We start from the raw sequence: 25506 nt of genomic DNA, 5'->3' as shown, positions 1-25506 counted from the left end.
CTGTCAAGCCTGAAGGCGGCGCGGCTCGTCGCTGAGCATCGTGACGGTAAAGAATTGGGTCGAGCCGCCGATGGCGGTGGCGAGCGCATTGCGCACGTTCGGCACCTGCATGTCGCCGGCCCGCCCCATGACCTGGCGCGCCGCCTCGGCAGCGCGCACGAGCCCGGTGACGCCGATGGGATGCGAGCACAGCGTGCCGCCCGACGGGTTGACGGCCAGCTGGCCGTCCATGTCGAACGCGCCCTCGTCGCTCAGGCTCTGCGCGACGCCGCTCCTGCAAAAGCCGAGCGACTCGAGCTGCGGAAACTGGAACGAGCTGAACGGGTCATAGATCTCGACTGCCTGGATCTCCCTCATCGGGTCGGTGATTCCGGCCTGGCGGTAGCACTCGCGGGCAGCCTGCTTCAGTTCGTTGAAATCGGCGAAATCGGTATCGGCGTGCGGGCCCATGCGGTCGCCCATGAACACGGTGTTGGCCACGCCGGCGGTGCCGGTGATGAACGCCGGTCGGCTGCAGCGCTCACGCGCCAGCGTCTCGTTGCTGATCACCACCGCGGCGGCACCGGCCGAGCGCGGGCAGATGTCGAACAGCTTGTAAGGCCAGGCGATGCGCGGCGAGGCCATCACTGCGGCGATGTCGATCGCGCCTTTGAGGTGCGCCGACGGGTTGTTCAGCGCGTTTCGGCGCGCGCGGACCACGACGTTGGCGTACTGCTCTTCGGTCGTGCCGTACTTGTGCATGTAGCGCTGTGTCGCCAGCGCCGTCATCGTCACCGTGGTGAGCGCGAAGTCCTGCTCGTAGAATGGATCCCAGATCAGATTCAGCACGAACTGCGCGTCCGGTGTCTCGGTGATGCGATCGGCGCCGACCACCAGGACGGTGCCGTATTCGCCCGAGGCTACGTGCGCATGCGCGGCCTGCAGCGCCGAGCCGCCGGTCGCGCCCCCGCTGTTGACGCGCATGAACGGCTTGCCTTGCGCCCAAGTGTAGTCGACCGCCCACTTGTCAGCGTCGGCGACGCCCATGAAGGTCGTCTGCGCCATCGAGAACACGACCGCGTCGATCTGTTCGGGCTGAAGATTCGAATCGGCGAGCGCAAGCACAACCGCTTCCTGCGCCAGCTCGGGATAGGTCTTGTTGTCGAAGCGGGACCGGAACGCAGTCTGCCCGACACCGATGATGGCGACGTTTTGCGCGCTCATGCCTGGATTCCTTCCATAACGACGAAGCCGTGCGTCTGCTGGGCGAAACCAGAGGTGCCGTGCGCCAGCGCGCGCCTGGCGCCGGTGACCTGGTGGGCGCCGGCGCGGCCCGCAACCTGCATGACCGCTTCGGCCGCGTTGACCAGGCCGGTGCAGAAGTAGGGGTTCTGGGCCCAGGCCCCGCCCGATGGATTGACCGCGACGCGGCTGCCCGCATTCATTGCGTCAACCAGCGCGACGTCGGCCCATGCGCTTTGCGCCTCCAGCTCGACCAGGTCGAGCGCGTCAATTCCAGACAGCCCGGCGCGTCTGAGCACGTCGGTGAGCGTCGCACGGAAAACGTCGAGGCCGGCGAGCCGGTCGGCGTCGAGCTGGTAGCGATCGACCGCCCATTGGGCGCCGGCAATGCGCGCCAGCGGGCGATTGCTCGGGTTGGCGCGGACCCAGTCGCTCGAAGCGAGCACCATCGCGACCGCGCCGTCGGTGACTGGCGCGCGGTGCGCGCTGCGAAGCGGATGGGCAAGAAGCGGCGATCCGGCGATCGCGTCCGGGTCGAGCACCGCGCGGCGCACCGCTCGCGGATTTTTCGCCGCTGCGGCAAGACGCTGGCACACGCGCTCGGCGACCGCGCGCTCCGTGATGCCGTGGCGCGCGGCCACCGCGCTGGCGAACAGGCCGTCGGCGATTGCAAAGTTGAGGCCCACCGGGCGCAGGAAAAAGGGCTCGGCGCGCATCTGCGCGATGTTTTCCAGCGGACTGACCGAGCTCTGGTTCCAGCTCACCACGAGACCCAGCTGCAGATGGCCCGAGGCCACGCGCATCGCGCCGAGGTGCAGCCCTGTCAACCCCGAGTCAGTGACCCGCATTTCGTCCTTCAGGTACGCGCCGGACGGGGCGGCAAGCAGCATGCTCGTGATGCCGCGCGAATCGATCTCGTCACAGGCCGCGAGGGTGACATGGTCGATCTGCGCGCGCGCGACGCCGGCGTCGTCGAGTGCGGCCCGAGCCGTTCGATACGCCATCTCCTCGAGCCGCGTGTCGCCGATTACGTCGGCGGCGGGGTGGATTGCCACCCCCATCACATACACATCCATCTCGTGCTTCCATTCGACGGCCCAACGGCCGACTGCTTCATGATAAAGCAGTCAATCCATTTGGTCAATAAACTAACCGTTCGGTCACTTTTTGAATTCTATTTTTCGATTTATAACTGTGGCAAGGTGCACTGACCACGAGCCTAGGTGACTGACCGGTTGGATAGTTTTTTTGAAACCGCTGGGCCGGCGCAGTATACTCCCCCGAACTTCCTCTGGAGATTGACATGTCCACTTCCTTTGAAGGCCCCACGTTCACGGGCAGCGCCCTGACGCTCGATTGGGTCGAACGCGCCGTCGCCCGCATCACGCTGACCCGGCCCGCGCAAATGAACACGCTGTCGCACGAGTTCCTGGCCGAGTTCGATCAGGCGCTCGACCTCGTCGACCTCGAAAGCACACGCGCGCTGATCGTCACGGGACAAGAGCGCGCGTTCTGCTGCGGCGCGCACCTGCGCTACTTCTCCGGTCCGCAGGCCTCCATCTTTGACCCGTTCGCGTCGCGCGACCCGTACTTCGCGCGCATCGCGGTGCTGTTCGATCGGCTCGAGGAACTGAGCTTTCCGACCATCGCCGCGGTCAACGGTTTTGCGCTGGGCGGCGGCTGCGAGCTGGCGCTGTCGTGCGACTTCCGCGTGCTCGCCGAGACCGCGAAGATCGGCCTGCCCGAAACGAAGATCGGCGCGGTCGCCGGCGCGGGCGGCGTGCAAAAGCTGCTGCGCTACGTCGGCCGCGGCAAGGCGCTCGACTGGATCCTGCGTGGAACCCACCTGGACGCCGCAACCGCCGATCGCTGGGGCCTGTGCTCGGCCGTGGTACCGGGCGACAAGTTGCTGAAGACTGCCATCGACCTCGCCGTCGAACTGCGTCAGCTCGGGCCGCGTGCGGTCGCGCAGTCCAAGCGCAGCATCTACGTCAGTGAAGACGCCGACCTGCGGACCGCACGCCGCTTCGGCATCGAGGCGCTGTCGATCCTGGTCGGCGGCGACGAGTGGAAGGAAGGGATGGGTGCCTTCAACGAGAAGCGCCCGCCGACCTTCGACCGCTGGTGAGCACCGATGCCAGAGACGCCGTACACGCGCCTCTGGCATGCACGCGAGCCGATCACAGGCTCGCGTCGAACGCCTCTATCGCGGCGACCAGCCCCTTGGGGTTGTCGGTCTGCACCGAGTGGCGTGCCGACGGCACCGTCATGAATCTTCCGCGCGGCAGCGCACGCGTGAAGCGTTCGGCATCGGCGGGTGCAAATATCTCGCTTTCAGCACCGCGGATCACCAGCGCCGGACAGGTGATTGCAGCGAGCCGCGCCCACAGCGCCTGACGCGGGTCGAGTATTTCGGCAGCGGTGCGTTCGCTCAGCGTGCGGGGATCGTACTTCCAGGTCCAGCGCTGCTCGGCGTCCTGCCGCAGGTTCTGCCCCAGCGTCGCCTCCAGCAGCGCGCGCGGCCGCCGCGCTCCGAGGGCAGAAAGGCGCGTCGCCGCGTCCTGCGGGTCCGCGAAGAAGCGGTACGCACCGAGCCCGCGCATGAGCCTCTCGACGGCCTCGAAGCGCACATCGGGCCCGACATCGACTGAAACCAGGCCGCGCAGTGTCGCTGCGTGCGCCGTCGCGTAGGCGGTTGCGTTGATACCGCCCATCGACATCCCGACCAGCATCGGCGCGTGCAGCCGCAGTGCCTGGATGAAACCGTCCACATCGCGCGCGTGGTCGTCGAAGCTGTAGGCGCCCTCTTCCGACCAGTCGGAGTCGCCGTGACCGCGCTGGTCCAGCGCGAGGCATCGGTAACGCCGCGCCAGCAGAAGGCAGCAGGCGTCCCAGGTGTGCGCAGACTGGCCGCCGCCGTGCAGCAGGACGATGGCCGGCGCATCGGCCGGGCCCCAGTCGAGGTAGTGAAACGCGCGGCCTTCGATCTCGATCCGGCAATCTCCCGGCGGCGCGACCCCGGCCGCGTCGATGCCGGCGTGCGAGGCCAGAGCGTGCAGGTAGGCTGCGGACGGATTGTCGAGCGGGTTCATCGGCTGGCGTACCGGGCAGCGCCCTGTCTTTCGACTAGGCGCCAAAGCGCGGCGTACGCCGCGCGCGAAACGCCGCAAGGCCCTCGCTGGCATCTTCGTGCAGCAGGCCGTCAACGACCGACGCCTCTTCCAGCGCGAGCCCTGCATCGAGCGAGCCTTCGAGGCTGGCGCGCGCCAGCCGCTTCATCGTTGCCAGACCCGATCGACTGCGCGTCGCGAGGGTTCGCGAATAGTCGAGCGCCGCGTCGGCAAGCGCTTCGGGCTCGACGACGTAATTCACCAGGCCCCATTGCAATGCGGTCCCGGCGTCGATCCAGCGCGCGCTGAAGAACAGGTCCAGCGCGCGTCGCACGCCGACGATGCGCGTCAGGCGCTGACTGCCACCGAACCCCGGCAGCAGGCCGTACTGCGCATGCTGATCGCCAAAGCGCGCGTCCGCCGCAGCGAAGGCGACGTCACAGGCCATCATCAGCTCGAGGCCTCCAGCCAGCGCGAGCCCCTGGCAGGCGACGACAACCGGCAGCGGGCTCGATTCGAGGCGCCGCAATGCGCAGTGCGCCGGGCCGATGAAGCTGCGCACCTGCTGCGCCTCGCCGCGCAGCCCGAGCACCTCGTCGAGATCGGCGCCAGTGCAGAAGTTCTTGCCCTGGGCCCGCACCAGCACCACGCGGATGCCGCAGCCGGGTGCTTCGAAACCGTCGAGCGCGGCCTGCAAACCTTTGGTGATCGCGATCGAGAGACTGTTGAATTTGCCGGGACGCGCCAGCTCGACGATTCCGACAGGTCCGTCGCGGCTGACAACGAGAGGCTCGCCATCGCTCATTGCAGGGATCCGCGTGTTGGCCTCATCGCTTGACCTCGATGCCTTCGCGCTCGCGGTCCCACAGTTCGGCGCGGCGTGCCTGCGCGTCCTGCTTGAGCTTGTACTTCTCGATCTTTTCGCTCGCCGTCTTCGGCAGTGCGTCAATGAAATCGACGAAGCGCGGAACCATGAAGTAGCTCATGTGCTCGGCCGCGAAATGCACCACGTCGGCATGCGTCAGGCTCTCGCCCGGCTTCGTGACGACGTACACCATCACGTCGTCCTCGCTCATTTCGGAAGCGACCGGGATCGCAGCGACCTCGAGGATCGACGGGTGGCGCGACAGAATCAGCTCGACCTCGTAGGCCGAGATGTTCTCGCCGCGCCGGCGGATCGCTTCCTTCTTGCGGTCGACGAAGTAGAGGTACCCGTCGGCGTCGAGGTAGCCGCGGTCGCCAGTGCGAAACCACCCATCCACAAACTCGCGCGCTGTCTCGGCCGGCATCTTGTAGTAGCCCTTCATCATGGCGCCCTGGATTAGCGGCCGCATCCAGATCTCGCCGACTTCTCCGGCGGGCAGGTCGTGCTGCTCGTCGTCGACGATGCGCAAGTCGCAGGCGCCGCGGCTCGAACCCGCCGAGCCTGCCTTCTCCGGCGGGTCGTCGGGGGTGAATCGGGTCATCGCGAAGTTCTCGGTCATGGCATAGACGGAGGTCAGCGTGATGCCGTAACGGGCCTGCATCTCGGCGTATATCTCCTTGGGGACCGGAACCGTCATGCAGAGGCGCAGCCTGGTTGCCCGCTCATGCGGACCTGGCGGCAACTTCCAGATGATGTTGGTCATGGCGCCGAGCGTGTTGAACTGGGTGGCGCCGCTGTCGCGGATCTCGTCCCAGAAGCGGCTCGCGGAAAAGCGCGGCGACAGCGCGATCGCCGCGTCGGCCCACAGCGCTGCGTAGCACGTGTACCAAATGGCATTGCCGTGAAACAGCGGCAGGCATGTGTAGAGCACGTCATCGGGCCGGTAGCCGAAGTCGGCGGCCAGCGCGCGTCCCACTGCCTGGCCCTGCGAATGCGGACACATCACGCCCTTCGAAGGCCCGGTGGTGCCTGAGGTGTACATGATCAGGTGAAGGTCATCGTGGCGCACACGCTCGGGCGGCGGCCGCGATGCGTCGGGCGACTCCAGCTCGCCCAGCGCGCGCGCCGGCGCCGCCGCGCTGCCGACACCACATTGCGCGACCGGCCGTGGACCCCGGTAGATGTAGCTGCGCACCTTCGGCAGTTGGTCCGAGATCGCCGACACCCGGTCGACCCATTCGTCGTCGACGACGACGCAGGTCGCATCGGACTGGTCGATGAAGTAGCGCAGCATGTCGCCCTTGGCGGCGGTGTTCAGTGGCACCGCCACCGCGCCGATCTTGCCCAGGCCCCAGACGACGCCGAAGAACTCGGGACAGTTCGGCAGCATCACCGCGACGTGGTCGCCATGGCCGATGCCGTGCGCGGTAAAGCCGTTCGCGTAGCGATTGGTCATCGCTTCGATTTCGGAATATGTGATCTTCCTGCCTTGCCAGATCAGGAAGGTGCGCTCACCGATCCGGTCGGCCTTGTCGGCCAGGATACGGCCGATGGTTCTTTCTTCAAGCTCGTAGTCGCGCATGGGCGCCACCCTTTTCAGTTCATTCGCCGAGATAGGCTTCAGTCAGTTCGCGGTGCGACGCCATGTCGGCAGCCTTGCCTTCGAGCGCGACCCGGCCCTGCTTGAGCACGTAGATGTAGTCGGCCATCTTCAACACGAGGTGCGCGTTCTGCTCGACCACGAGAATCGTCATGCCCTGCTCGCGCAAGGCCTGGAGGTGACCGAAGACCTGCTTGGTGATCACCGGCGCAAGGCCGAGGCTGACCTCGTCGGCAAGCAGCAACTTCGGGCGGCCCATCATCGCGCGCGCCAGCGCGAGCATCTGCTGCTCGCCACCGCTGAGCGTCGAGCCGTCCTGCTTTTCGCGCCGTGCGAGCGACGGGAACATCTCGAGCATGCGTTTGTAATCGGCCGTGATCTCGGCGCCGGCGCGGCGCGAATGCGCGCCGACCAGGATGTTTTCGCGAACCGTCAGGTCTGGGAAGATTCCGCGCCCTTCAGGCACGTGGACGATGCCGCGGCGAACGATTTCATCCGGCTTGACCGTGCCGATGTCCTGACCGTACAGGCGCATCGAACCGGAGCGCGCGCGCACCAGGCCGCTGATCGTGCGCAGGAGGCTCGTTTTTCCGGCACCGTTGGCGCCAAGAATCCCCACGAGCTGGCCTTCGCCAACGCGCAGCGAGACGTCTCGCAACGCGGCGATGGGACCGTAGTCAACTGAAAGACCAGAAATTTCAAGCATCGTCGATAACCTCGCCGAGATAGGCGAGCAGCACCCGCGAGTCGTTGAGCACTGCATCCGGCGTGCCTTCGGCAATGACCTGGCCGGCATCGAGGACGACCGCCCGGTCGCACAGGCGACGCACCAGCCCCATGTTGTGCTCGACCAGCAGGATCGACAGTCCGCTCTCGGTGCGCAGCGCGAGCACCAGGTCTGCGAGGTGCTCGATCTCGGCTTCGTTGAGCCCTGCAATCGGCTCGTCCAGAAGGAGCAGGCGCGCCCCCATCAGGATCACCCGGCCGAGCTCAAGGAGTTTGCGGTGGCCGTAAGGCAGGCTGCCGGTCAGCACGTCCAGGCTGCCGGACAGGCCGATCCGCTGGGCGACCGAGAGCGCTTTGGCGCGCGCTTCGTCCTCGGCACGGCGCACGACGGGCAAGCCGATCATTTCGGCGAGCACCGAAAAGCGCAGGCGCCGGTGCGACGCGACGAGCAGGTTATCGAGCACGCTCAGCTCGGGGATCACTTGCGGATGCTGGAAAACGCGGCCCAGCCCCATCATCGCGATCTGATCAGCCCGCAAGCCGACAAGGGCGGCGTCGCCGAGCTCAATCGTGCCGGTGGTGGGCCGGGTGATGCCCGAGACGCAGTTCAGCAGCGTACTCTTGCCGGCACCGTTCGGGCCGATCAGGCCGACTATCTGACCTGCACCGACGCTGAGCGTGACGTCCTGCAGCGCCCGCACGCCGCCAAAGTCGACGCCGAGCCCCTTCACCGTGAGCGTCGCATTGGCGCTTTCCTGCACCTGCGCCTGGACGTGTGGAGTGTTCATGCTAGTTCCGCTCTGCGCTTGCGAAAGATGCTGATGAGTCCGCCCGGCAGCAGGATCATCACGAACATGAGCGAGAGGCCGAAGATCAGTCCGGGCGCGTCCTTGAAGCCGCGTACCGCTTCCGGTACCGCGACGTAGAAGGCGGCGCCCAGCAAGGCCCCGCGCACGCTTCCCAGTCCGCCGATCACGATCATCGCCAGGAACATGATCGACATGTTCACGGAGAAGCTCTCGGGGTTGATGTATCGCACCAGGTTCGCGTAAAGGCCGCCGGCGACTGCGGTGTAGAAGGCGCTCAGCGCGAACGCCACGACCTTGTAGCGGGCCACGTGGATGCCGGTGCAGCCGGCCGCGGCCTCACTCTCTCGCAGCATGATCAGCGCGCGCCCTGTGCGTCCGCTCGCCAGCTGCGAGGCGGCCCAGGTGCCGGCCAGCAACGTCGCCCAGATGACCCAGGTCATGCGGCTGCCTTCGGCCAGTCCCACCCCGAAGATTGTCGGCGTGGGAACCTGCAGACCGGCGCCGCCGCCCGTGACCGTGCGCCACTCGAAGATCAGCTTTTGCATGACGATGCCGAAGCCGAGCGTGGCGATCGCGAGATACAGGTTCTTCAGCCGCAGCGCCGGGAGCGCGATGATCGCGCCAATCAGCGTCGCGATAGCGCCGGCAATCGGAATCGAGAGCCAGAACGGCAGCGCGAAACTGCTTGTCAGGATGCCGGATGCGTACGCGCCGATCGCGAAGAAACCGGCGTGGCCCAGGCTTGTCTGGCCCGATAAGCCGGTCAGGATATTGAGGCCGATCGCGACCAGCGCGAAGATGCCGATCAGGTTCAGCAGGTAGACGACGTAGCCGCCGCCGAACAGCGACATTGCGCCGACGAAGGCCGCGACGCCGGCCACCAGCAGGCGGTCGCGTCGGGCGGAGGAAGGAATTTCAGGGTGAACCATCGATCAGACTTTCTGCCGCTTGACGCGCCCGAAGATTCCGTTCGGCGCGACGATCAGCACGACAATGATCAGCGTGAACGAAAGCGCCTCGCTGAATGTTCCCGACACGTAGGCGCCCAGCAGGTTTTCGACGATCCCGAGCAAAAGGCCGCCGATGAAAACCGCGCCCAGATTCGACAGGCCTCCGAGCACCGCCCCGGCGAAGCCCTTGATCAGCAGAGCCCCCATCAGGTTGACGTCGAGGAAAAGTATCGGCGCGACCAGGATGCCGGCCACCGCCCCGGCCATCGCGCCCATCGCCCAAGCCATCGCGAATGAGCGGCTCACCGCGATGCCCATCAACTTGGCCACCGACTGGTTCTGGCTCGCCGCGCGCAACGCGATCCCGGCGCGGGTGTGACGCAAAACCAGCGTGAACAGGATGATCATGGCGACCGACACGACGATCGTCAGCGCGCTGTCTGGCGATACGTTGACGCCGAAGAGTTCGAACACCGGGAGGTTGGCCACCGGGCTCGGCAGCACGTTCGTCTGGTTGCCCCAGATCATCCCGGCGACGCTGTGCAGCGCGAGGTTGAGCCCGAGCGTTGCGATGACAGCGTTGATGATCGGCGCACCCAGCAGCGGCCGGATCACGATTTGCTGCACGACCGCGCCCTGCACCGCCGCGAAGACCAGGGTCAACGGCAAGACAAACCACCAGGACAGGCCGTAAGTGGTGAGCAGCGTGTAGGCGATGAAGGTCGCGAACATTGCCATCTCGCCCTGTGCGAAGTTGGGCACCTCGGTGGCCTGCAGCACCAGCACGATCGCGATGCCGATCAGCGCGTAGAGACTGCCCGACGCGAGTCCGCCGATGATGAGTTGCGAAATCATAATGCGACATCCTCGCCCGCCAGTGCGCGCAGGCGCTGCCGGCGGGGCGCACCGGTCAGAACCTCAAGGAACCGCAGCCCGCGCGGGTCGATCGTGCGGTCGAGGCGCTCGATTTCGTCTGCGGTCGGCGGCGTGGAAGTGACGAGGTCGGGGGCCCAGTCAAGGTCGAAGCCAGTGGCCTCGGACACCTCGTCCCGGCTAACGCCGGGGTGCAGATGGGTCACGCGCAGGCGCCCGGAAGGCCCGCTGGCGAGCACCGCCAGGTTGGTGACGACGACCACCGTGCGCGGGTTGCCTTCTGCGCTGCCCGGGTGACCGGCACCGCTGCAAAAATCAAGCGTCGGCACGAACACCTGACGTGCGTGGCGCGGCGTGTAGTAGTAGAAACGGCGCGCTGCAGTCGAGGCATCGGGAATGCCCGCAGCGCCCGGAAAACGCACTTTCGGGCGCGCGTGCTCGCCGATGCAGACGTTGTTGGTGGCGCCCATAGGATTGATCTGCGCCGGGCGCATGAACTCGGTCCAGCGCGGCCGGCCTCCCAGGAAGATCGTCGGCATGAACATCAGGTTGATTTGCATGTAGTCGAGCCAGACCTCGGCGTGCGTCACGGTGTCGAACTCATCGTGGCCGAGCGTGAGCTGGCGGGTCCCCGACATCAGCGAGTTGCCGTTCGGACACAGGCTCGTGCAATGCGGCGCGTGAGCGTGCTTGGCCAGCATGTAGGCGGCTGTCGGCAGAAAGGTGCCAATTCCTTCGGCGAGAAAGTCGCCATCCTCGATCAGGTGCGCCATCGTCACGACCATCTGGTCGGTCTGGCTGCGCTCCCGCGGAGAAAGAAGCAGGTCGCTGGCCGCGCGTGTCGTGCTGGCGCTCATGTGCAGGCCTCCACCGGCGCTTGCCGGGCGATCGCATCGGCGAGCCAGCGCGACCACGTCGCGGGATCGGCCGCCGCGTCGGAATAGTCCAGGACCGCGGCGAGGTCCAGGCGGTGGCGTGGAACGCACGAGGTCGGCAGGCTCCCGCCAGGCGCCTCGACCACGTGCGTGACGAATACGCCGCTCAGTTGCACGCCGCCCATCGCCCGCAGCTCGGCCGTCTCGACGATGCGCTCGGCCGTGACAATGACAACATCTGCGACGGTCGATATGTGCGGGTCGAGCGCGAGCTGGCCGTGGAGATGGCAGTTGCCAAAGCGGTCGGCCGCCGTTGCATGAAGGATCGCGACGTCGACATTGAGCGCCGGCACCGCGATCAGGTTCGCGCCTGTCAACGGGCAGGCGAAGGTTTTCAGGTCGGGACGCACGCGCAGCAGGTCGGTGCGGGCGAGCTCGCCGCGCATCGGCAGGAATGGCACACGCATCGTCGCGGCCTGCACAGCGTAGCTCAGCGTGTACTCGGTTTCCTCGACCATCTCCAGGGTGCCTTGCTGCACGCAGCGTGTGAAGTGCGGCGCGAAGCCCACGACCTCGAGGCCGACATAGCAGCTTCGCACCTGTCGCACACAACCGGCGCCGATCAGCAGATCGGTCTCGATACCGCCGGTGAGCGAGACAATTTCGAGCCCGCGACGCCCCGAGGCGGCCAGCGAGAGCGCGGCGGCCACCGGTCGGCGGTACAGCGTCATGCCGCCGAACGCAACACGGTGGTCGTCACGAACCGCCGACAGCGCCTCGCCCAGGGGCGCGCGCTTGTCGGCGCTCAGTTTGAGGTGATCCATTCGGTCACGATCGCCCATTTGCCGTCCTTGGCGCGCATGAAGGCGGCCGACTGGCTCCCGGCATGATCGCCGGACGTGAAGGTCACCGGGCCCATCAGGCCGGTATTCAGGCCTTTGATCTTCTCGAGTTCGGCGACGATTTTTTCACTCGTCGGCTCGCCCTGCACCCGCTTGAGCGCATCGACGAAGATCGCCGCCGCGTTATAGCCGTGCATGCTGTAGGTCGTCGGCGTGGTCTTGGGCAGGTACTTCTTCTGGCGCGCAAGGAATTCGGCCACCTGCGGCTTGGCCGAATCGAGCGGCTCCATCACGGCAACCGCGATGGCTCCGTCGACGAGCTGCTGACCGGCCAAGGTGAAGGTCTGCGGGTCGCCGAGCGCGTTGTGGCCGCTGAACTGGGGCTTCCAGCCCATCTTGGCGGCTTCTTTCATGATCAGCGCCGCGTCGCGTGGGATGCCGAAAAACACCACGTCTTCCGCGCCCGACTGACGCGCCTGCGCGACGACGCCACTGAAGTTGGTTGAACCGCGGTCGAACGGCAGCTTTGTGAGCGGCACGCCGTGCTTCTTCATCCGCGCCTCCAGGCCGATGACGGCGTCTTGCCCGAAGTCGTCATTTTGGTAGATCACCGCGATCTTGGTGTGCTTGAGCTGCTTGACGAGGTACTCGCCAAGCAGGCTCGCCTGGACCCGAACTTCGGGCAGCGTCGTGAAGACGTAGCGCTTGACCGGCGTGGTCAGCGTGTGGCTGAACGCATAGGGGGCGAATAAAGGAACCTTGCGTTCCTCGACATAGGGAACCATCGCCGCGTTGCTGGGCGTGCCCACCGGCGCCACGAGCGCGACAACGCGGTCCTGCTCGATCAGCTTCTTCGCGGAAGCCACCGCGCGCATGGGCTCGTAGGCGTCGTCCTCCGAGATGAACTGAATCTTGCGGCCGTTGACGCCGCCCTGCTCGTTGATGTAGTCGAAGTAGACCTGAATCCCGTCACGCACGCCCTGGCCGAGGAGGGATAGCGAGCCGGACAGCGGGCCGGTCGTGCCGACCTTGACGTCAGCGGCGAGCGAGGCAGTCGGCGCGCCAAGCAAGGCGGCCGAGGCCAGAACTGCGAACGCGGCACTTGCCGAGAATTTCCTGTAGATAACCATGTCGTCTCCTGATGTTGAGGCGGACAAGCCGTCCGCGAAACTGGTCTGTCCGGCCTGGTCGACCCTGAGAGCCTGGGCCGCCCGATTCGACGCTTAGACCGCGACAAAGGGGATTCTAGACATGAACTAACCCGCGCGTCAACAGAGTAACCCATTGGTTAGCTGCCTGACCTCTCGTGGGGTCCGTTATATAATTTGATATTTATACGGCTCCCTCCAAGACAGTGGCGGGGTCGGGAAAGAAGTCGTTGATGTCCGTCTGGAAGGATGCAGTACCGGTTGCCAGCGCGCAATTCGATCGCAAGCGCGAGGTCTTGCTACGCGAGGCCGCTGCCTGTTTCAACCGGCGCGGCTACCATGGCACCTCGCTGACCGAGATCGCCAAGAAGCTCGGCGTGACGAAGGCCGCTCTCTACACCTATGTGCCGAGCAAGGAAGACCTGCTCTACTACTGTCACGACGCGGCCATGGACAGCGCGCTCGAAAGCCTGCACAAGGCAGCGAGTGCCGGCACCGGCCTGCAGCGGCTCACACTGACGCTGCGCCACTACCTTGAGATGATGCTCGGCGCCGAGGGCGGCTACGTTGTCCTGCTCGAGGAAAACGCAATGAAGCCGGAGCACATGCGCGCGATCGTCAAGCGCCGCGACCGATTCGAGCAGGGCCTGCGCCAATTCGTCATTGAAGGCATCGCGGACGGCAGTATCGTGCGCTGCAACCCAAAGCTGGCGGTCTTCGTGATGATGGGCGCGCTCAACTGGGGCCGCAAGTGGTATCGCGCGAACGGCAGCTGGTCGGGGGCCCAGATTGCCCACGCAATGACCGAGATGCTGGAGCGCTCTGTCTCCAGCACACCGTCCCCCGTGCTGCTCGAGGACCCTGCGGCGGTCGATGACGCAGAAGCGATTAAGCCGGAGGAGTTCCCCAAGGGCCGCCCACTGGCTTGAGCGCGAAGCGCTCAGTTGCTCAACGACTGATCGGCAATCCCCCCAAGTCTTGTGGACGGCGGACAACCGACCAGAGGGTCGGCAGGGATTCATGTAAAAAACCGCAGAAACAAGCTTAAGTCCTTATCCATGCTTGGTTTTTTGTGAACTCAACCAACTCACATTTGATAACTCACCATTATCCAATGTGACAAGTCAATATCTACCGCTTGCTGTTGAGACGCCGGTGGTATGAAATTTCGTATTACATACCACGGTACGATTGCCATTGCTCACGTAAGCCAAGGGTTTACGAGCGCTACGCCCGTATCGACAAAGTCTGACACGTTGCGTGTCACCACTGTAAAGCTGTGCTCAATCGCCGTTGCAGCGATCATTGCGTCACGCTCTGAGCGTGGGTCCGGTACATGCAGTGAAGCGCACACCGGCGCGGTGTTGTCGGTAAATGGCAAGATTCGGCCAGCGAACGCTACACGCACTCCAGTAAGCCAGGTTCGCAGCGCACTACCCTGAGGCGGCATGCGTCGCTCCAGCGCCTGGATGCCTATTTCCAACTCAAGGATGGTGATGGCGGACAGGAAAAGCTTGCTGCTCGGCTGCCCTGCGGCCCAGGCCCGCACCTCGGCAGATTGATGGGGCTTGCCATGGCGCAGCTCGGAAATGACGTTGGTATCCAGAACGAACATTGAGAGCCCTCAGTCAAACGATGCGCCATGGATGTGGAGATTGAGACGAGGCGGATCGAAATCGATGCCGTCCCCACCGGGGATGCGATCCATGACGTCGAGGAGCGAGAGTTCGCTTTGACCGGCGATGCGGTAATAGTCGTCGATTTTTAGCAGCGCAAATGCAGGGCGCCCACGGTCGGTAATAAACACAGGGCCATCCACAGCCGCGCGCTTGGCCGCTGACACGTCACGTGTGAAGTCGCGGCTAGAAAACGTATGAATACTCATGTTGATCTCCCGAATTGAACCAATGTCTGTATGTTATGACAAACAAAGCGAGTTGTCAATTTAACGATGCCGGAGCAAGCTAAATGTTCAATTCTGACAATGAGTTAGGTTTGTTTCTGCGGTTTTTTACATGAATCCCTGCCGACCCTCTATTTGGCGCGGCACGCTCAACGGCTACGGGCCCCAGGCCGTCACGCTGCTGTCGACGCCGCTGTACTCAAACACTACGCTGGCGAGTTTCTTTCCCACGGTCGGTTTAGGCGGCACCGTCGTGCTGATGACGAAGTTCGATGTCGTCGAGTACTTGGAACTCGCGCAAAAGCATCGCGTAACCCACAGTATGATGGTTCCAGTGCAGTACCAGCGCCTAATGGCGCATCCCGGTTTCGACAGCTATGACCTCTCGTCGTTCAAGCGCAAGTTCTGCACGAGTGCGCCGTTCAGCGCAGCCTTGAAAGCCGAGGTCCTGAATCGCTGGCCTGGAGGCTTGGTGGAGTTATACGGCATGACCGAAGGGGGCGGGACGTGCATGCTGGCCGCGCATGACTTTCCGCACAAGCTGCACACTGTTGGCCAACCTGTACCCGGTAACGACGTGCGCATCATCGACGAAAAGGGTAACGAAGTCCCGCAAGGCGGTACAGGGGAAGTAGTGGGTCGTTCTGCAGCCATGATGACCGAATATCACAAACAGCCGCAAAAAACGGCTGAGGCCGAGTGGTACAACAGGATCGGACAACGCTATATTCGCACCGGAGATATCGGCCGCTTCGACGAAGATGGCTTCCTGGTGCTGCTGGATCGCAAGAAAGACATGATCATTTCGGGCGGCTTCAATAGGCGTTGTTGCACGGATGCCCGGCGGCGGCCTGTTAGGCTCGTCGGCCCTGATCAAAACAGCTGACCAACTGCATGCCCAACAAACACAACGCCAAGTGCCGCCACCATATTCCGAAGATGAAGTTCACGGTATGCAACTGGCGTGAGTACGATGCGGCACTTCGCGCGCGCGGCAGCCTGACCATGTGGGTCACTCCTGAAGCAATTGATCTTTGGGCAGCCCTGCCACGCACCACGCGTGGCGGACAGAGTTTCTATTCGGATCTGGCGATCGAAGTCAGCCTGATGTTACGCCTGGTGTTTCGCCAACCGCTGCGACAAACCGAAGGCCTGATGGCATCGATCTTTGAGTTGCTTGGCGTGGATCTGAAAGCCCCCGATCACAGCACTGTGAGTCGGCGCGCCATGAGCTTGGGGTCGATTTCCAAGCGGAGCGCACTACCTGCAGAGCCTGCACACATCCTGATCGACAGCACCGGGCTGAAGGTCTTCGGTCGGTGCGGGCGAATGGTTGCAGGAAAAACATGGCGCCAAAGCGCGCCGTAGCTGGAGAAAGCTGCACTTGGCGGTGGATGCCAACACGGGGCTGATAGTGGCCTCAATGCTGACAGAGCAGGACGTTGATGACCAGTCCCAGGTGGGACCACTGTTCGACCAAATCGAACAGCAGATTGGCCAAGTCACTGCCGATGGGGCCTATGACGGCGAGCCGACCTACGAGACCATTGCGAAACGTGACCCACAAATTCAAGTCGTCATACAGCCGCGCGTAACCGCGCAGCCAAGCGCGCACTTTGAAACTGAACCAACACGGCGAGACACGCACCTGCTCATGATCCAGAGTCTGGGTAGACTGGGCTGGCAAGAAGCCTGCGGTTACGGCACACGCGCGCTGGTGGAAACAACGATGGGCCGCTACAAGGCGATCATCGGACCCAGGCTTCGCGCGCGTGACTGGCGGGGCCAGCGTACCGAGGCAGGCGTCGCGGTAGCTGTCCTCAACCGCATGCTGGGTGCTGGACGCCCGAATTCCGTCCGCACTTCAGCTGTAGGGGCATAAGCCGCGCGGGGTTGGGGTAACTTCGCCGACAGCGGCATCCGTGCAACAACGCCACACTAGGTGCAAGGACGGCCATGGGGCCGAGGATGCCCGCGGGCCATTACATATTGACATCTATCAGCAGCGATGCACCTTCGAAGGGCTCACCCATGATTCGCTGCAGGTACAGAGGACGGTCGCTGACGCTGTAACCGCGAAGCTCCATCGCAAAGCACGGCTCGTCCACGCGAACTTTGAGAAGGCGCGCTACTTCAGCCGGCATGCGCTCAAAGCCGACCAACTGCTCCAGCCGCAGTGTGGGCAACGCCAGGCGCTCCGACAGGAATTTGCGCAAGTTGACGTTGTCCTTCAGATCTTCGCCGCGCGTCAGCGCCTCGAAGTTCGCCTCCGTCAGGAAGAACTGGCTGATCAGCACGAATTGCCGGTTGACGTCGATGCTGCGGTCGATTCGGATCAGCGACTCGTTGGCGCCGAAGAACTGGGCCAGGCGGGCGGTGGTCTTCACCTTGCGGCGTCCCAGGATCTGCCAGAAGACCGGCATGTCCTCTCCGGCCGGATTGCGGAACCGGATGTAGCGTGCGTCCACCGAGCTGCCGATGACGCGAACGAAAGTCCCGCGCCCGTGTTCGCGTGCCAGCACGCCGCGATGGGCCAGCTCTTCGAGCGCACGCTGCACGGTGCCCAGGCTGACCCCGAACACCTGGGTCAGCTTGCGCTCGGATTCAATGCGGTCACCGTTGCGAAGGCGGCCGGTGGAGATGTCGGTGAGGATTGCGTCGGCGATGTGGCGAATCTTGGTGGTCACGGGGTTCATCAAAGACTGGAGTTGGCTGGAACAACCGGATTCTCTGCGATCTGCCGTATGCGCCCCAGCAGCGCACAAGCATGGTCGGCGGCTTCTCGCCCGCCTAACACGTCGCCTCGAACGTGCAGGGGCCGCAGGTCCTCGATCTCGGCCAGCATGGCGACCAGCTGCGCGTCGGCGGCCGAGAGCCGCCGGAACTCATTGACGGTGAGCATGTAGGTGTGCATGACGTCGCTCTCGGCGCTATTGGCGCCCAGGTGGTGAAGCGCGGCGTTGAGCCAGTGGGTGCCAGCCAACATGGCAGCCTCGATGCGTATCTCCACCAGCTCCGGCGTCAGTTTGGCCAGCGAGCGTTCGATCTTGAGTGCCTTCTGGCGGTGCTGCTCGGGGCTCATGACTGGTGCTCCTCAAGGCGCTTGCGCAGCAGGTGCGTGCACTCCCGGTAGGCGGCATCGCACTCTCGCACGATTTCCGCGCTGGGCTGCATGTCGCCGCGGGTACAGGGGTCACGGAAGGCTTCGATCTTTTCCATGGCTTCCATCATTCGGTGGATGTCGGGTGGGACGGGCGCCTTGATGGGGGGCCGGCCAACGTGCAGCACGTCGCCCAGTTCCTTCAGGGCCGGCCGGTGGCCTTGTGCATCCGGCACGTAGTACACCCCGGGCTGGGACGGGTAAGCATGCTCAGCTGGAGTGACCTGGGCCAGGTGCAGCGCGGCGTTGACGGCGTTGGTGCCGGACACCATGGCACTCCAGAACCACAGTTCGAAGTCGTCCAGCGGGTCCAGGCGGGCCATGGCCGCTTCGAAGCGGTCGATCTTTTCAAGATGGGAAGTAACCAGCATGTGTTCCTCGTTTGTGTGGGGGGTCAGGGTTCCGGCGCCAGCGGCGGCGGCAGCGCAATGGCCAGTCTTTCGGCCAGGCGCTGCAGCTCCGCATCGACCCCTGGGGGGTAAGCAAGGCCGGAGGTGGACGATGCCATCTCCAGGGTTTCACCGCGCTGCCCTGGAACGCGCGCCTCGCCGTCGCCGCTTTCCAAGTAGTAGTCGATCCAGTGGCGCATGTAGCTGGTGAAGGCTTCTCCGTCCCCGGCCACGGCGGGGTTCAGGAACAGGAAAAAGGCGCTCTCGCGGCTCACCGCGCCTCCGGCGGCCAGTTGCATTGCGGTACCGCTGGCTGCATCCGGCTTCGCGCCCAGAGCGGCTGCCATGCATTCGATCATCATCGCCAGCCCCATGCCTTTGTACCCGCCGGCGGGCTGCAGCATGCCGGCAGCGGCCGCTTCTGCGTCTGTGGTGGGCGCGCCCTGGCGGTCGAGCGCCCATTCAGCCGGCACCGGCTTGCCTTCACGCGCGGCCAGCAGGATATGGCCCCGCGCGGCCACGCTGCAAGCCATGTCGAAAACCAGCGGCGCACGCCCGGGACCGGCGGGAGCGGCGAAGGCGAAGGGATTGTGGCCGATGGCGCGACGATGAAAGCCCGGCAGGCCGAGCAGGGGCGGCGTACGCTGCCCCATCAGGCAGATGAAGCCGGCTTCGGCTGCTTCCAGTGCCAGGATGCCCAGCGCACCCAGGTGTCCGGTGTGGTGCACGGTGACCCACAGCAGCGGCTCGTTTTGCAGGTAGGGCCGCGCAGCATCGAGCACATGCATCCCCACCACCTGGCCGAGCGCGCCGTCCGCGTCCACCGTCCAGGCGGCCCCGTTGCGCTGCAGATCGAAATCGGGTCGGGCATTGAACGCGTTGTCCCCGAGGCGCTCGATGTAAGAGGTGAGGCGCGCCAGGCCATGTGTGCCGTAACCGCGCTGATCGCTTCGCACCAGCAAGCGCGCGGTGTGACCCGCGTCTTGCGGTGGCACACCGGCGGTCTGCAGGATATCGCCGGCCCAGCGGATCAGGTCAGCGGCACGATAGCGTGGCATGTAGTCTCGTTTCGCCTACTGCATCTTGATCTTGGTCTTCTCAACCGCCGCCTTCAGTTGCGCCGCCTCGATCGCATTTTCCTTGCCGAACGCAACCGAGCCGGTCAGCAGCGCATCGGTCCCAGCCTTCTTCAACTTGGCGATCACGCTGGGTTCCTTCATCACGGCAAGGATGTCCTTCTCGAGCCGCATGATAGCTTCTGGCGGGCTGCCGGCAGGCGCGAAAAATCCGTACCAGGTCGGGAACACATCCAGCGCCACACCGCTGGCTTCGCGAACGGTCGGCACGTCAGGAAGAACCGAAGAGCGGGTTTCCGAGAACACGGCCAAGCCGCGCATCTTGCCGCCGTTGATCTGCGGCACGATCGCCGGCAGGGCCATGGCGCCACCGGTGATCTGGCTGCCAAGGACGTCGGACACGATGAAGGTGGCGCCGCGGTACGGAACGATAGTGATGTCGGATTGGGCCGCTTCGCCAAGCAGGGTCAGCTCGATCTGCGGAGTGGACCCGGCACCCGGGACGCCGACTGAGACCTTCGATGGCTTCTTGCGGCCGGCCTCCAGGAAGTCTTTCATGTTGCGCAGGGGCGACTCGGTATTGACGGCGAGGATGGTGGGCGCCACGCCGACCTTTGCAATGGGAATCAGGTCTCTTGTCGGGTCGTAGTCGACCTTGGAGAACTGCGGCAGGATTGTGATCGACGGGTTCGCAGTGATCAGGATGGTGTAGCCGTCGGCGGTCGCCCGCGCAACCGCTGCAGTACCTATGGTGCCCGCGGCGCCCGCGCGATTCTCGATGATCACGGGCTGTCCCAGGCGCTTGGTCAATTCGGCGCCTACGATGCGCGCCGTGATGTCGACGCCGCCCGCGGGCGGATACGCCGAAATCACGCGAACAGGGCGGTCAGGGAAGTTCTGCGCATGGGCTACGGACGCGGCAAGCAGAAGGACTGCGCTCGCAATTTTCTTGATTTGATGCATGTTTGTCTCCTTGGCGCCGTGTTACATGGATGGACCGAATCGGCTGATGGCTGATTCACGCGTATCAAGCACCTCCGAGGTGGTCAGCTCGCCGCTCGCCACAGACAGCATGTACTCCATGAGCCTGCCGCCTGCGGAGCTGATGCTTTCATTCTTTTCGAGGATCGAGGACACATCGAAGTCGACGTTGTCGGAAAACGCTTCGATGGTGTTACGGTTGCCACTAACCTTGATGACGGTCGCCACGGGGTGGCCGATCGGGTTGCCGACGCCGGTGGAAAACATGCAGATCTGGCAGCCGCCAGCCGCCAGGCCGGTGATCGATTCGACCGCTGGTGCCGGGCCGGACATGAAATGCAGGCCGTTGCGGTCCGGGACGTCACCGTAGCCGAGAACACCCACCAGTTCCGACTTTCCCGCCTTGGCCATTGCACCCAATGCCTTCTCCTCGATGGTCGTCAGGCCGCCGCGGATGTTGTCGTGAGTGGGGTTGGAGCCGCGCAGATCGATGCCCAGCGCCATGATCTCCTTTTCGAGTGTGCTGATCTCGTTGAGGAACCGGTCGCGCACGCTGGGGTTGCTGGCGCGCTCGGCGAAAAGGTGCTCGGCGCCGAAGAACTCCGAAGTCTCAGTGATGATGGCTGTGCCGCCACCGGAGATCACTTTGTCCGAAACAACACCGATTGATGGATTGGAGGCCAGGCCCGAGGTTGTGTCTGAGCCGCCGCATTCCAGCCCGAGCAAGAGCTTCGACAGGGGGAATTCGCGACGCCGCTGTTTCGATGCATCGCGGGCCATGCGCGCTGCGGCGCGCGTGCCGGCGGCGATGGAGCTGATCGTTCCACCTGCCAACTGGATATCGACTGACTCGACGGGCTTGCCCGATGCTGCGAGCAGATCGACCAGTTCACGTGTGGTGCGCGGCTCCAGCCCGACGGCGACCACGCCCGCGATGTTCGGATTCAGGCACAGGCCGGCCGTGACCTTGAGCGTGGTTTCGCGGTCTTTGCCGAGCTGGCCGCGGATGTACGAGCCAGGCAGGTACACCGTGCCCTGCACAGCGTCCGCAATGGCACGCGTGACCGGGTTGCAGTTGTCCATCACGGAGATCACGGCGATGAGGTTGCGGGTTCCGACCGTGCCGTTGGCGCGTTCGTAGCCCCAGAAAGTGGACGTCATTTGGATTCCTTCCTGTCGCCGCGGGCGCGGAGGGCCTCGACGTTGTGCGTGTGGACGTGGTCGCCGAGGCCGATGGCCTGGGTGGCCTGGCCGATGACCTTGCCGTACTTGAGGATGGGCTCGCCCTTGGCTATGCCGCGGGTGGCGAGCTTGTGGCCGAAAGCGACGTCGGCAGCCAGAGTCACGTTTCCGGTAGCTTCACCGGTGAGGGTGACCGCCTCGCCTTTTTTCCCGGGGTCAACCAGCGTGGCGACGTTGTCGCCGTTGTTGAGGATGATTGCGCGGATCATGAAAAGTTGTCTCCTTCGCCGCCCGAAGCAGCGGTTTATCTTTCAAATTGCTATATAGCAGTTGCCATATTAGAGGAATGTCGGCGTGAAGTCAATACTCAGCCTTGTCCAACGAGGTATGAGCCTGAAGGAGGCGCGTATTTCCAACGAGGCTAAATGTGCCCATCCCCTCGAAAAGGTAAAACGAGCGGATTTCTCCTCTGAGGGCCGGCCAAATTTCAATCAAACAGATCGAGCTGTCCCGGTTGTGTGGCGTTGCTCCAGAAAACCGAGTCAGCGTACCTGGCGGCCAGCGCTTCCATGTCAATGTCCGGATCTTCGTCGCTGAACTCGAACGACCCGAACATGTTCACGTGCTGCCACGCCACCGGCGACATCCCCTGGATGAATGCGATGGCGTCCAGATCCCCGGCCGCCACTTTCTGTTCGTACACTTTGGACAGCAGCGCCGTGTTGTAGTAAATGACCGCGTTCGCGATCCGCCGTGCGCAATCATTCCAGACCTGCTGCTCGGTTTCCGTCTGGACCTTGAACTTCCCGCCGTTGATGAAGGCTACCGCCCGGCGGAACCGGTGATCGGCCTCACCCCGGTTGAGAGCCTTTTGCACACTCTGGCGCAACTCCACATCGTCAATGAAATCCAGAATGTAGATGCTGCGGCAGATGTTGTCCAACTCCCACAGGGCCTTTTTGGTGCTGTTTTGCCGGGCATAGCTGCTGAGTTTGCGAACGATCGTGGTCTGGGTCGTGTCCTTTTGCGCCAGGGACGCCATGATGCGCTGGATGTTGGGCCACTCACTGACGATCAGGTCCTCGTTGACCTTGTTGGCGGGTCGTATCAGCATGTCAGCCGGGTACTGGCTTGGCAGGCTGAAGCCGACCAGCGATGCCGTTTTCTTTTGCAAGGTCTTGTATCGCGGCGCAAAGCTGTAGCCGAAGGCATGCAGGATCCAGAAATTGACCTGGTTGGTGCCGTGCGTATCAGTCGAGTGGCGAGTGGGTTTTATGTCCGACGTGTTGTTGTACAGCAGATCGAACAGAAAATGGCTTTCGTGCTCATGGGTGCCGATGATCTTGGCGTTGATGGGTACGTGGTTGGCAACGACGGTGCAGGCGCTCACGCCCTTGTCCCATCCAAAATACTTGGGCGAATACCTGGAATTGAAGGTGTTGATCTGGGTTCCGAACCGCTGACCATCACTGCTGGAATGCAACTCTTCACGAATGTTGAAGAGCTTGAAGGCCGACAGCGCGGCCGTGGCATTGCTGATGGCGTCATTGGCAGCGTGCACGGTTTCCGGCCGCAAGTAGCTGCGTGCGGTGGTAATCAGCGCGGCATGGCTCATGCCCGAGACCTCGGCCATCTTGCCCAAACCCATGTTGGTGCCGAACGCCACGACACATGCCAAGATTTCGCGGGTGTCCGGCGCATGCTTGACACCGCGATCGAGCACATGCCTAAAGTCGTCCAGGAAATTCGTCTCCCCATTCACAAAGCGCAACAGATCGACAATGCCAATTCCAGGCAACTGGCTATAAAACGGTCCGTTGCCGGTCTCCGGGGCCGTTGGGTAGATCAATGACCAGCGCCTTTTCTCCCCTTGGCCGACGACTTTGATATACGCATTGACGCAGTCGGACACGCGCTGATTGACCGCCACCAACCGGTCTTCGAGCTTCGTGCGCAACCCGGTCAACGTTTCTGCAATGGGTGACTGCAAAATGGGCTGCCCGATTTCAGCAAGGACGGCGTCTTTGTGGCTCCAGCGGGCATCGCTGATCAGGTCGTCTTCAAACTGGCGGAATTCATTGCTGTGATTGACGTACAAGTCCCCGGACTCCAGCGCGTTGCGCAACAGCCGGTAGACCAGAAACTCGTAGCGATCAACGTCCAGAGTTTTGTGCTTTTCTGCGCCCTCGACGGATTCAACATACAGGTGCTTTTTGAGACCCAGGGGAATCACGGCTTCGGGGAACTTCGAGGAATCTGCCTGCCGAAGCGACTTGTTCTGGCGCAGCAGCGATTGCATCACTGAGATCGCCCGCACCAGCGGGGCATCCTCCAGCCGTCCCGCAAAATCGACGTCACAAAAGAGATGGCGCAAGTTGCGTTTGATGGTTGGCGACAACCTGGTGAAGTAGCTCCACTCATAGTCGAGCTTGTCAAAGGCGACGTTTCGCAGGTAATTGGTCACCGACGGAAAGGCCGCCGGCTCCAGCAAGCCGAAAGCACGTTCTTTGACCGCGGAAAACGGGCAATCACTTGCGATTGACGTATCCACAAAGAGGCCCAGCACTTCGCCGGCGGCCTTCAAATTGCTGGTGGCCTCCTCTGATGCCTGCAGCATGGCCGCCTTTGCCGCCAGTTTGGCTTGCTTGTCGAATTGCCCAACCAGGTGAATGAACGCTTCGATCAGGTTGTCGTTGATTTGGCGAAACCGGTGGAAGGCAAAGCACAGCAGATAAAGGCGCACCGTGGAGGCGTCCATTCGGCGCAGCTTGTAGACGGTGTAGAACTGGATCAGCCCGGCGTAATACTTGATGCTCTCACTGGACAAGGTGGCATCGATCAGAAATGTTTGGGCGAAGGAATGCAAGGGGGCCAACTGCTTTCGGCGATCCACCTCCTGGCGTAGCTCTTTGTTGCTGAAATCATTCGCCTCGTGTTTCAGGACATTGATCAGATGGATTTTGTCGTCCGCATGCAGCAAGGTGTTGAGAGATTGCTGGAGGTTGGCGGGCAGCGAGGCATCCAGTTTTCTGGTGACACGCTTGCGCTCATCGATGACAGCCTGGCTCACCAGATCCTGCAAAAACGTGTACCCCGGCGCGACCGTGCGCTGGTTTGACAGGTGCTCCAACACTTCACGCAAAATGAATTTGGGCTGGGTCGACAGCATCGCCGAGCGTTGTGCCAAGGCAATCAGCGCCTGCTTCTCATCGCCACCACACAGGCGATAGCCTAAAAGCCCAAGGATGATTCTTTGCTGGGTCAGCCGGGTGGGCTTGGACAAGGGTCCCACCTCGTTCATCAACCTGCCGGCGTAATAGCGGGTCAGGATATGGTTGATGTCAGGTCGAACGTAGTCAAGGTTGACAACGAAAAACTGTGCCTTGGCTTTGAAGTAACCCAGTTGCAGTACCAGATGGACGCCCGCCGTGATGGTGCGCGCGGCGTCGATGGTCGCTCGCTCTTCGAGGCTCAAATCGAAGTGGATATGACGTTCACCTTCGGTGAAGTGCGGCATGCCAAAAAGGCTGTCAATCTCCTCTGTGCAGAGAATGGAAAGGCGCCTTGAAGCCTGTATTTTGGTGCTTGACAATGCGCTCATACTCCAAAGGTCGGCTCAGCCGTACGCTGAGCTCGCGAAAGTGAAATGGGGATCGAGCGGGGTTGCTGGAGAGTAATGCAGATATTGGTTGCCCTGCCTGCCATTTCACATGTGTTTTGTGAAAGGCGTCAGCAAAAATTTGGCGAAAATGTTGTGCTAACAAGCATCCTATTGCGATAATCCTTCTTATCACAG

Annotated in this window: 25 protein-coding genes and 2 pseudogenes; 4 read left to right on the top strand and 23 right to left on the bottom strand. The window is 63.3% G+C overall.

Annotated elements, in window-relative coordinates:
- Positions 1–3: 3 nt before the first annotated feature.
- Together B7X65_RS00135 and B7X65_RS00130 are read right to left on the bottom strand one after the other, a co-directional pair.
- On the bottom strand, positions 4–1203 hold the full coding sequence (locus B7X65_RS00135) for a thiolase family protein (RefSeq protein WP_293591975.1): 1200 nt from the start codon (positions 1201–1203) through the stop codon (positions 4–6).
- Positions 1200–2297 carry a thiolase family protein gene (locus B7X65_RS00130; protein ID WP_293591974.1) on the bottom strand — a complete coding sequence of 366 codons (1098 nt, stop codon included), beginning with the start codon at positions 2295–2297 and terminating at the stop codon, positions 1200–1202. Before B7X65_RS00130 ends, B7X65_RS00135 begins: the two co-directional genes overlap by 4 nt.
- A 227-nt stretch (positions 2298–2524) precedes the next feature.
- Here B7X65_RS00130 and B7X65_RS00125 point away from each other — a divergent pair, with 227 nt between their 5' ends.
- Positions 2525–3349: an enoyl-CoA hydratase/isomerase family protein gene (locus B7X65_RS00125; protein ID WP_293591973.1), complete on the top strand. Its 825-nt coding sequence runs from the start codon at positions 2525–2527 to the stop codon at positions 3347–3349.
- A 52-nt stretch (positions 3350–3401) separates the two neighbouring features.
- On the opposite strand, the gene B7X65_RS00120 is transcribed toward B7X65_RS00125, so the two are convergent.
- Genes B7X65_RS00120 through B7X65_RS00075 form a run of 10 tightly spaced genes read right to left on the bottom strand, consistent with a single transcriptional unit; the run spans position 3402 to position 13001 of the window.
- Entirely contained in the window at positions 3402–4313 is a 912-nt protein-coding gene (locus B7X65_RS00120; protein WP_293591972.1) for an alpha/beta hydrolase, read from the bottom strand.
- A 34-nt stretch (positions 4314–4347) separates the two neighbouring features.
- Positions 4348–5136, bottom strand: coding sequence for an enoyl-CoA hydratase/isomerase family protein (locus B7X65_RS00115; RefSeq protein ID WP_293591971.1), 789 nt, complete (start codon positions 5134–5136; stop codon positions 4348–4350).
- A gap of 22 nt (positions 5137–5158) precedes the next feature.
- Entirely contained in the window at positions 5159–6778 is a 1620-nt protein-coding gene (locus B7X65_RS00110) for an AMP-binding protein (RefSeq protein ID WP_293591970.1), read from the bottom strand.
- Between the two features lie 19 nt (positions 6779–6797).
- On the bottom strand, positions 6798–7502 hold the full coding sequence (locus B7X65_RS00105; protein WP_293591969.1) for an ABC transporter ATP-binding protein: 705 nt from the start codon (positions 7500–7502) through the stop codon (positions 6798–6800).
- A complete protein-coding gene (locus B7X65_RS00100; RefSeq protein ID WP_293591968.1) occupies positions 7495–8310 on the bottom strand; it encodes an ABC transporter ATP-binding protein in 816 nt (271 codons plus the stop codon). Before B7X65_RS00100 ends, B7X65_RS00105 begins: the two co-directional genes overlap by 8 nt.
- Positions 8307–9260, bottom strand: coding sequence for a branched-chain amino acid ABC transporter permease (locus B7X65_RS00095; RefSeq protein ID WP_293591967.1), 954 nt, complete (start codon positions 9258–9260; stop codon positions 8307–8309). The genes B7X65_RS00100 and B7X65_RS00095 overlap by 4 nt, the downstream gene beginning before the upstream one ends.
- A 3-nt stretch (positions 9261–9263) precedes the next feature.
- On the bottom strand, positions 9264–10136 hold the full coding sequence (locus B7X65_RS00090; RefSeq protein ID WP_293591966.1) for a branched-chain amino acid ABC transporter permease: 873 nt from the start codon (positions 10134–10136) through the stop codon (positions 9264–9266).
- Entirely contained in the window at positions 10133–11011 is an 879-nt protein-coding gene (locus B7X65_RS00085; protein WP_293591965.1) for a CoA-transferase subunit beta, read from the bottom strand. Before B7X65_RS00085 ends, B7X65_RS00090 begins: the two co-directional genes overlap by 4 nt.
- On the bottom strand, positions 11008–11871 hold the full coding sequence (locus B7X65_RS00080) for a CoA transferase subunit A (protein WP_293591964.1): 864 nt from the start codon (positions 11869–11871) through the stop codon (positions 11008–11010). The genes B7X65_RS00085 and B7X65_RS00080 overlap by 4 nt, the downstream gene beginning before the upstream one ends.
- The gene (locus B7X65_RS00075; protein WP_293591963.1) at positions 11835–13001 is read right to left on the bottom strand and encodes an ABC transporter substrate-binding protein; all 1167 of its coding nucleotides are present in this window, start codon (positions 12999–13001) and stop codon (positions 11835–11837) included. Before B7X65_RS00075 ends, B7X65_RS00080 begins: the two co-directional genes overlap by 37 nt.
- A gap of 251 nt (positions 13002–13252) precedes the next feature.
- Between B7X65_RS00075 and B7X65_RS00070 the strand changes: the two genes are divergently transcribed.
- Complete coding sequence (locus B7X65_RS00070; protein WP_293591962.1) at positions 13253–13948, top strand: TetR/AcrR family transcriptional regulator; 696 nt, start codon at positions 13253–13255, stop codon at positions 13946–13948.
- A gap of 272 nt (positions 13949–14220) precedes the next feature.
- Here the strand turns inward: B7X65_RS00070 and B7X65_RS00065 are convergent, their stop codons facing one another.
- The gene (locus B7X65_RS00065; RefSeq protein ID WP_293591961.1) at positions 14221–14634 is read right to left on the bottom strand and encodes a type II toxin-antitoxin system VapC family toxin; all 414 of its coding nucleotides are present in this window, start codon (positions 14632–14634) and stop codon (positions 14221–14223) included.
- Positions 14635–14643: 9 nt separating this feature from the next.
- A complete protein-coding gene (locus B7X65_RS00060; protein ID WP_293591960.1) occupies positions 14644–14904 on the bottom strand; it encodes a type II toxin-antitoxin system prevent-host-death family antitoxin in 261 nt (86 codons plus the stop codon).
- A 172-nt stretch (positions 14905–15076) separates the two neighbouring features.
- Here B7X65_RS00060 and B7X65_RS00055 point away from each other — a divergent pair.
- Both B7X65_RS00055 and B7X65_RS00050 read left to right on the top strand, forming a co-directional pair.
- Positions 15077–15742, top strand: a pseudogene (locus B7X65_RS00055) (AMP-binding protein); the annotation flags it as partial.
- 74 nt (positions 15743–15816) lie between these two features.
- Positions 15817–16804, top strand: a pseudogene (locus tag B7X65_RS00050) (IS5 family transposase).
- A 100-nt stretch (positions 16805–16904) separates the two neighbouring features.
- On the opposite strand, the gene B7X65_RS00045 reads toward B7X65_RS00050, so the two are convergent.
- The 9 genes from B7X65_RS00045 to B7X65_RS00005 form a co-directional block, all read right to left on the bottom strand.
- Positions 16905–17609: a GntR family transcriptional regulator gene (locus B7X65_RS00045; RefSeq protein ID WP_293591959.1), complete on the bottom strand. Its 705-nt coding sequence runs from the start codon at positions 17607–17609 to the stop codon at positions 16905–16907.
- Positions 17610–17617: 8 nt separating this feature from the next.
- Entirely contained in the window at positions 17618–18004 is a 387-nt protein-coding gene (locus B7X65_RS00040; protein WP_293591958.1) for a hypothetical protein, read from the bottom strand.
- Positions 18001–18453: a hypothetical protein gene (locus B7X65_RS00035; protein WP_293591957.1), complete on the bottom strand. Its 453-nt coding sequence runs from the start codon at positions 18451–18453 to the stop codon at positions 18001–18003. The genes B7X65_RS00040 and B7X65_RS00035 overlap by 4 nt, the downstream gene beginning before the upstream one ends.
- A gap of 23 nt (positions 18454–18476) precedes the next feature.
- A complete protein-coding gene (locus B7X65_RS00030) occupies positions 18477–19529 on the bottom strand; it encodes an Ldh family oxidoreductase (protein ID WP_293591956.1) in 1053 nt (350 codons plus the stop codon).
- 15 nt (positions 19530–19544) lie between these two features.
- A complete protein-coding gene (locus B7X65_RS00025) occupies positions 19545–20510 on the bottom strand; it encodes a tripartite tricarboxylate transporter substrate binding protein (RefSeq protein WP_293591955.1) in 966 nt (321 codons plus the stop codon).
- 21 nt (positions 20511–20531) lie between these two features.
- The gene (locus B7X65_RS00020; RefSeq protein ID WP_293591954.1) at positions 20532–21689 is read right to left on the bottom strand and encodes a UxaA family hydrolase; all 1158 of its coding nucleotides are present in this window, start codon (positions 21687–21689) and stop codon (positions 20532–20534) included.
- A complete protein-coding gene (locus B7X65_RS00015; RefSeq protein WP_293591953.1) occupies positions 21686–21979 on the bottom strand; it encodes a UxaA family hydrolase in 294 nt (97 codons plus the stop codon). The genes B7X65_RS00020 and B7X65_RS00015 overlap by 4 nt, the downstream gene beginning before the upstream one ends.
- 218 nt (positions 21980–22197) lie before the next feature.
- Positions 22198–25311, bottom strand: coding sequence for a Tn3 family transposase (locus B7X65_RS00010; protein ID WP_324504081.1), 3114 nt, complete (start codon positions 25309–25311; stop codon positions 22198–22200).
- On the bottom strand, positions 25241–25506 hold a 266-nt coding region (locus B7X65_RS00005; protein ID WP_293591951.1), incomplete at its 5' end, for a hypothetical protein. The genes B7X65_RS00005 and B7X65_RS00010, both read right to left, overlap by 71 nt.

The organism is Polaromonas sp. 39-63-25 (assembly GCF_002278925.1).
GTDB lineage: Bacteria > Pseudomonadota > Gammaproteobacteria > Burkholderiales > Burkholderiaceae_C > Polaromonas.
The sequence above is the reverse complement of the archived record's forward strand: the minus strand, read 5'-3'. Positions and strand labels throughout refer to the sequence as shown.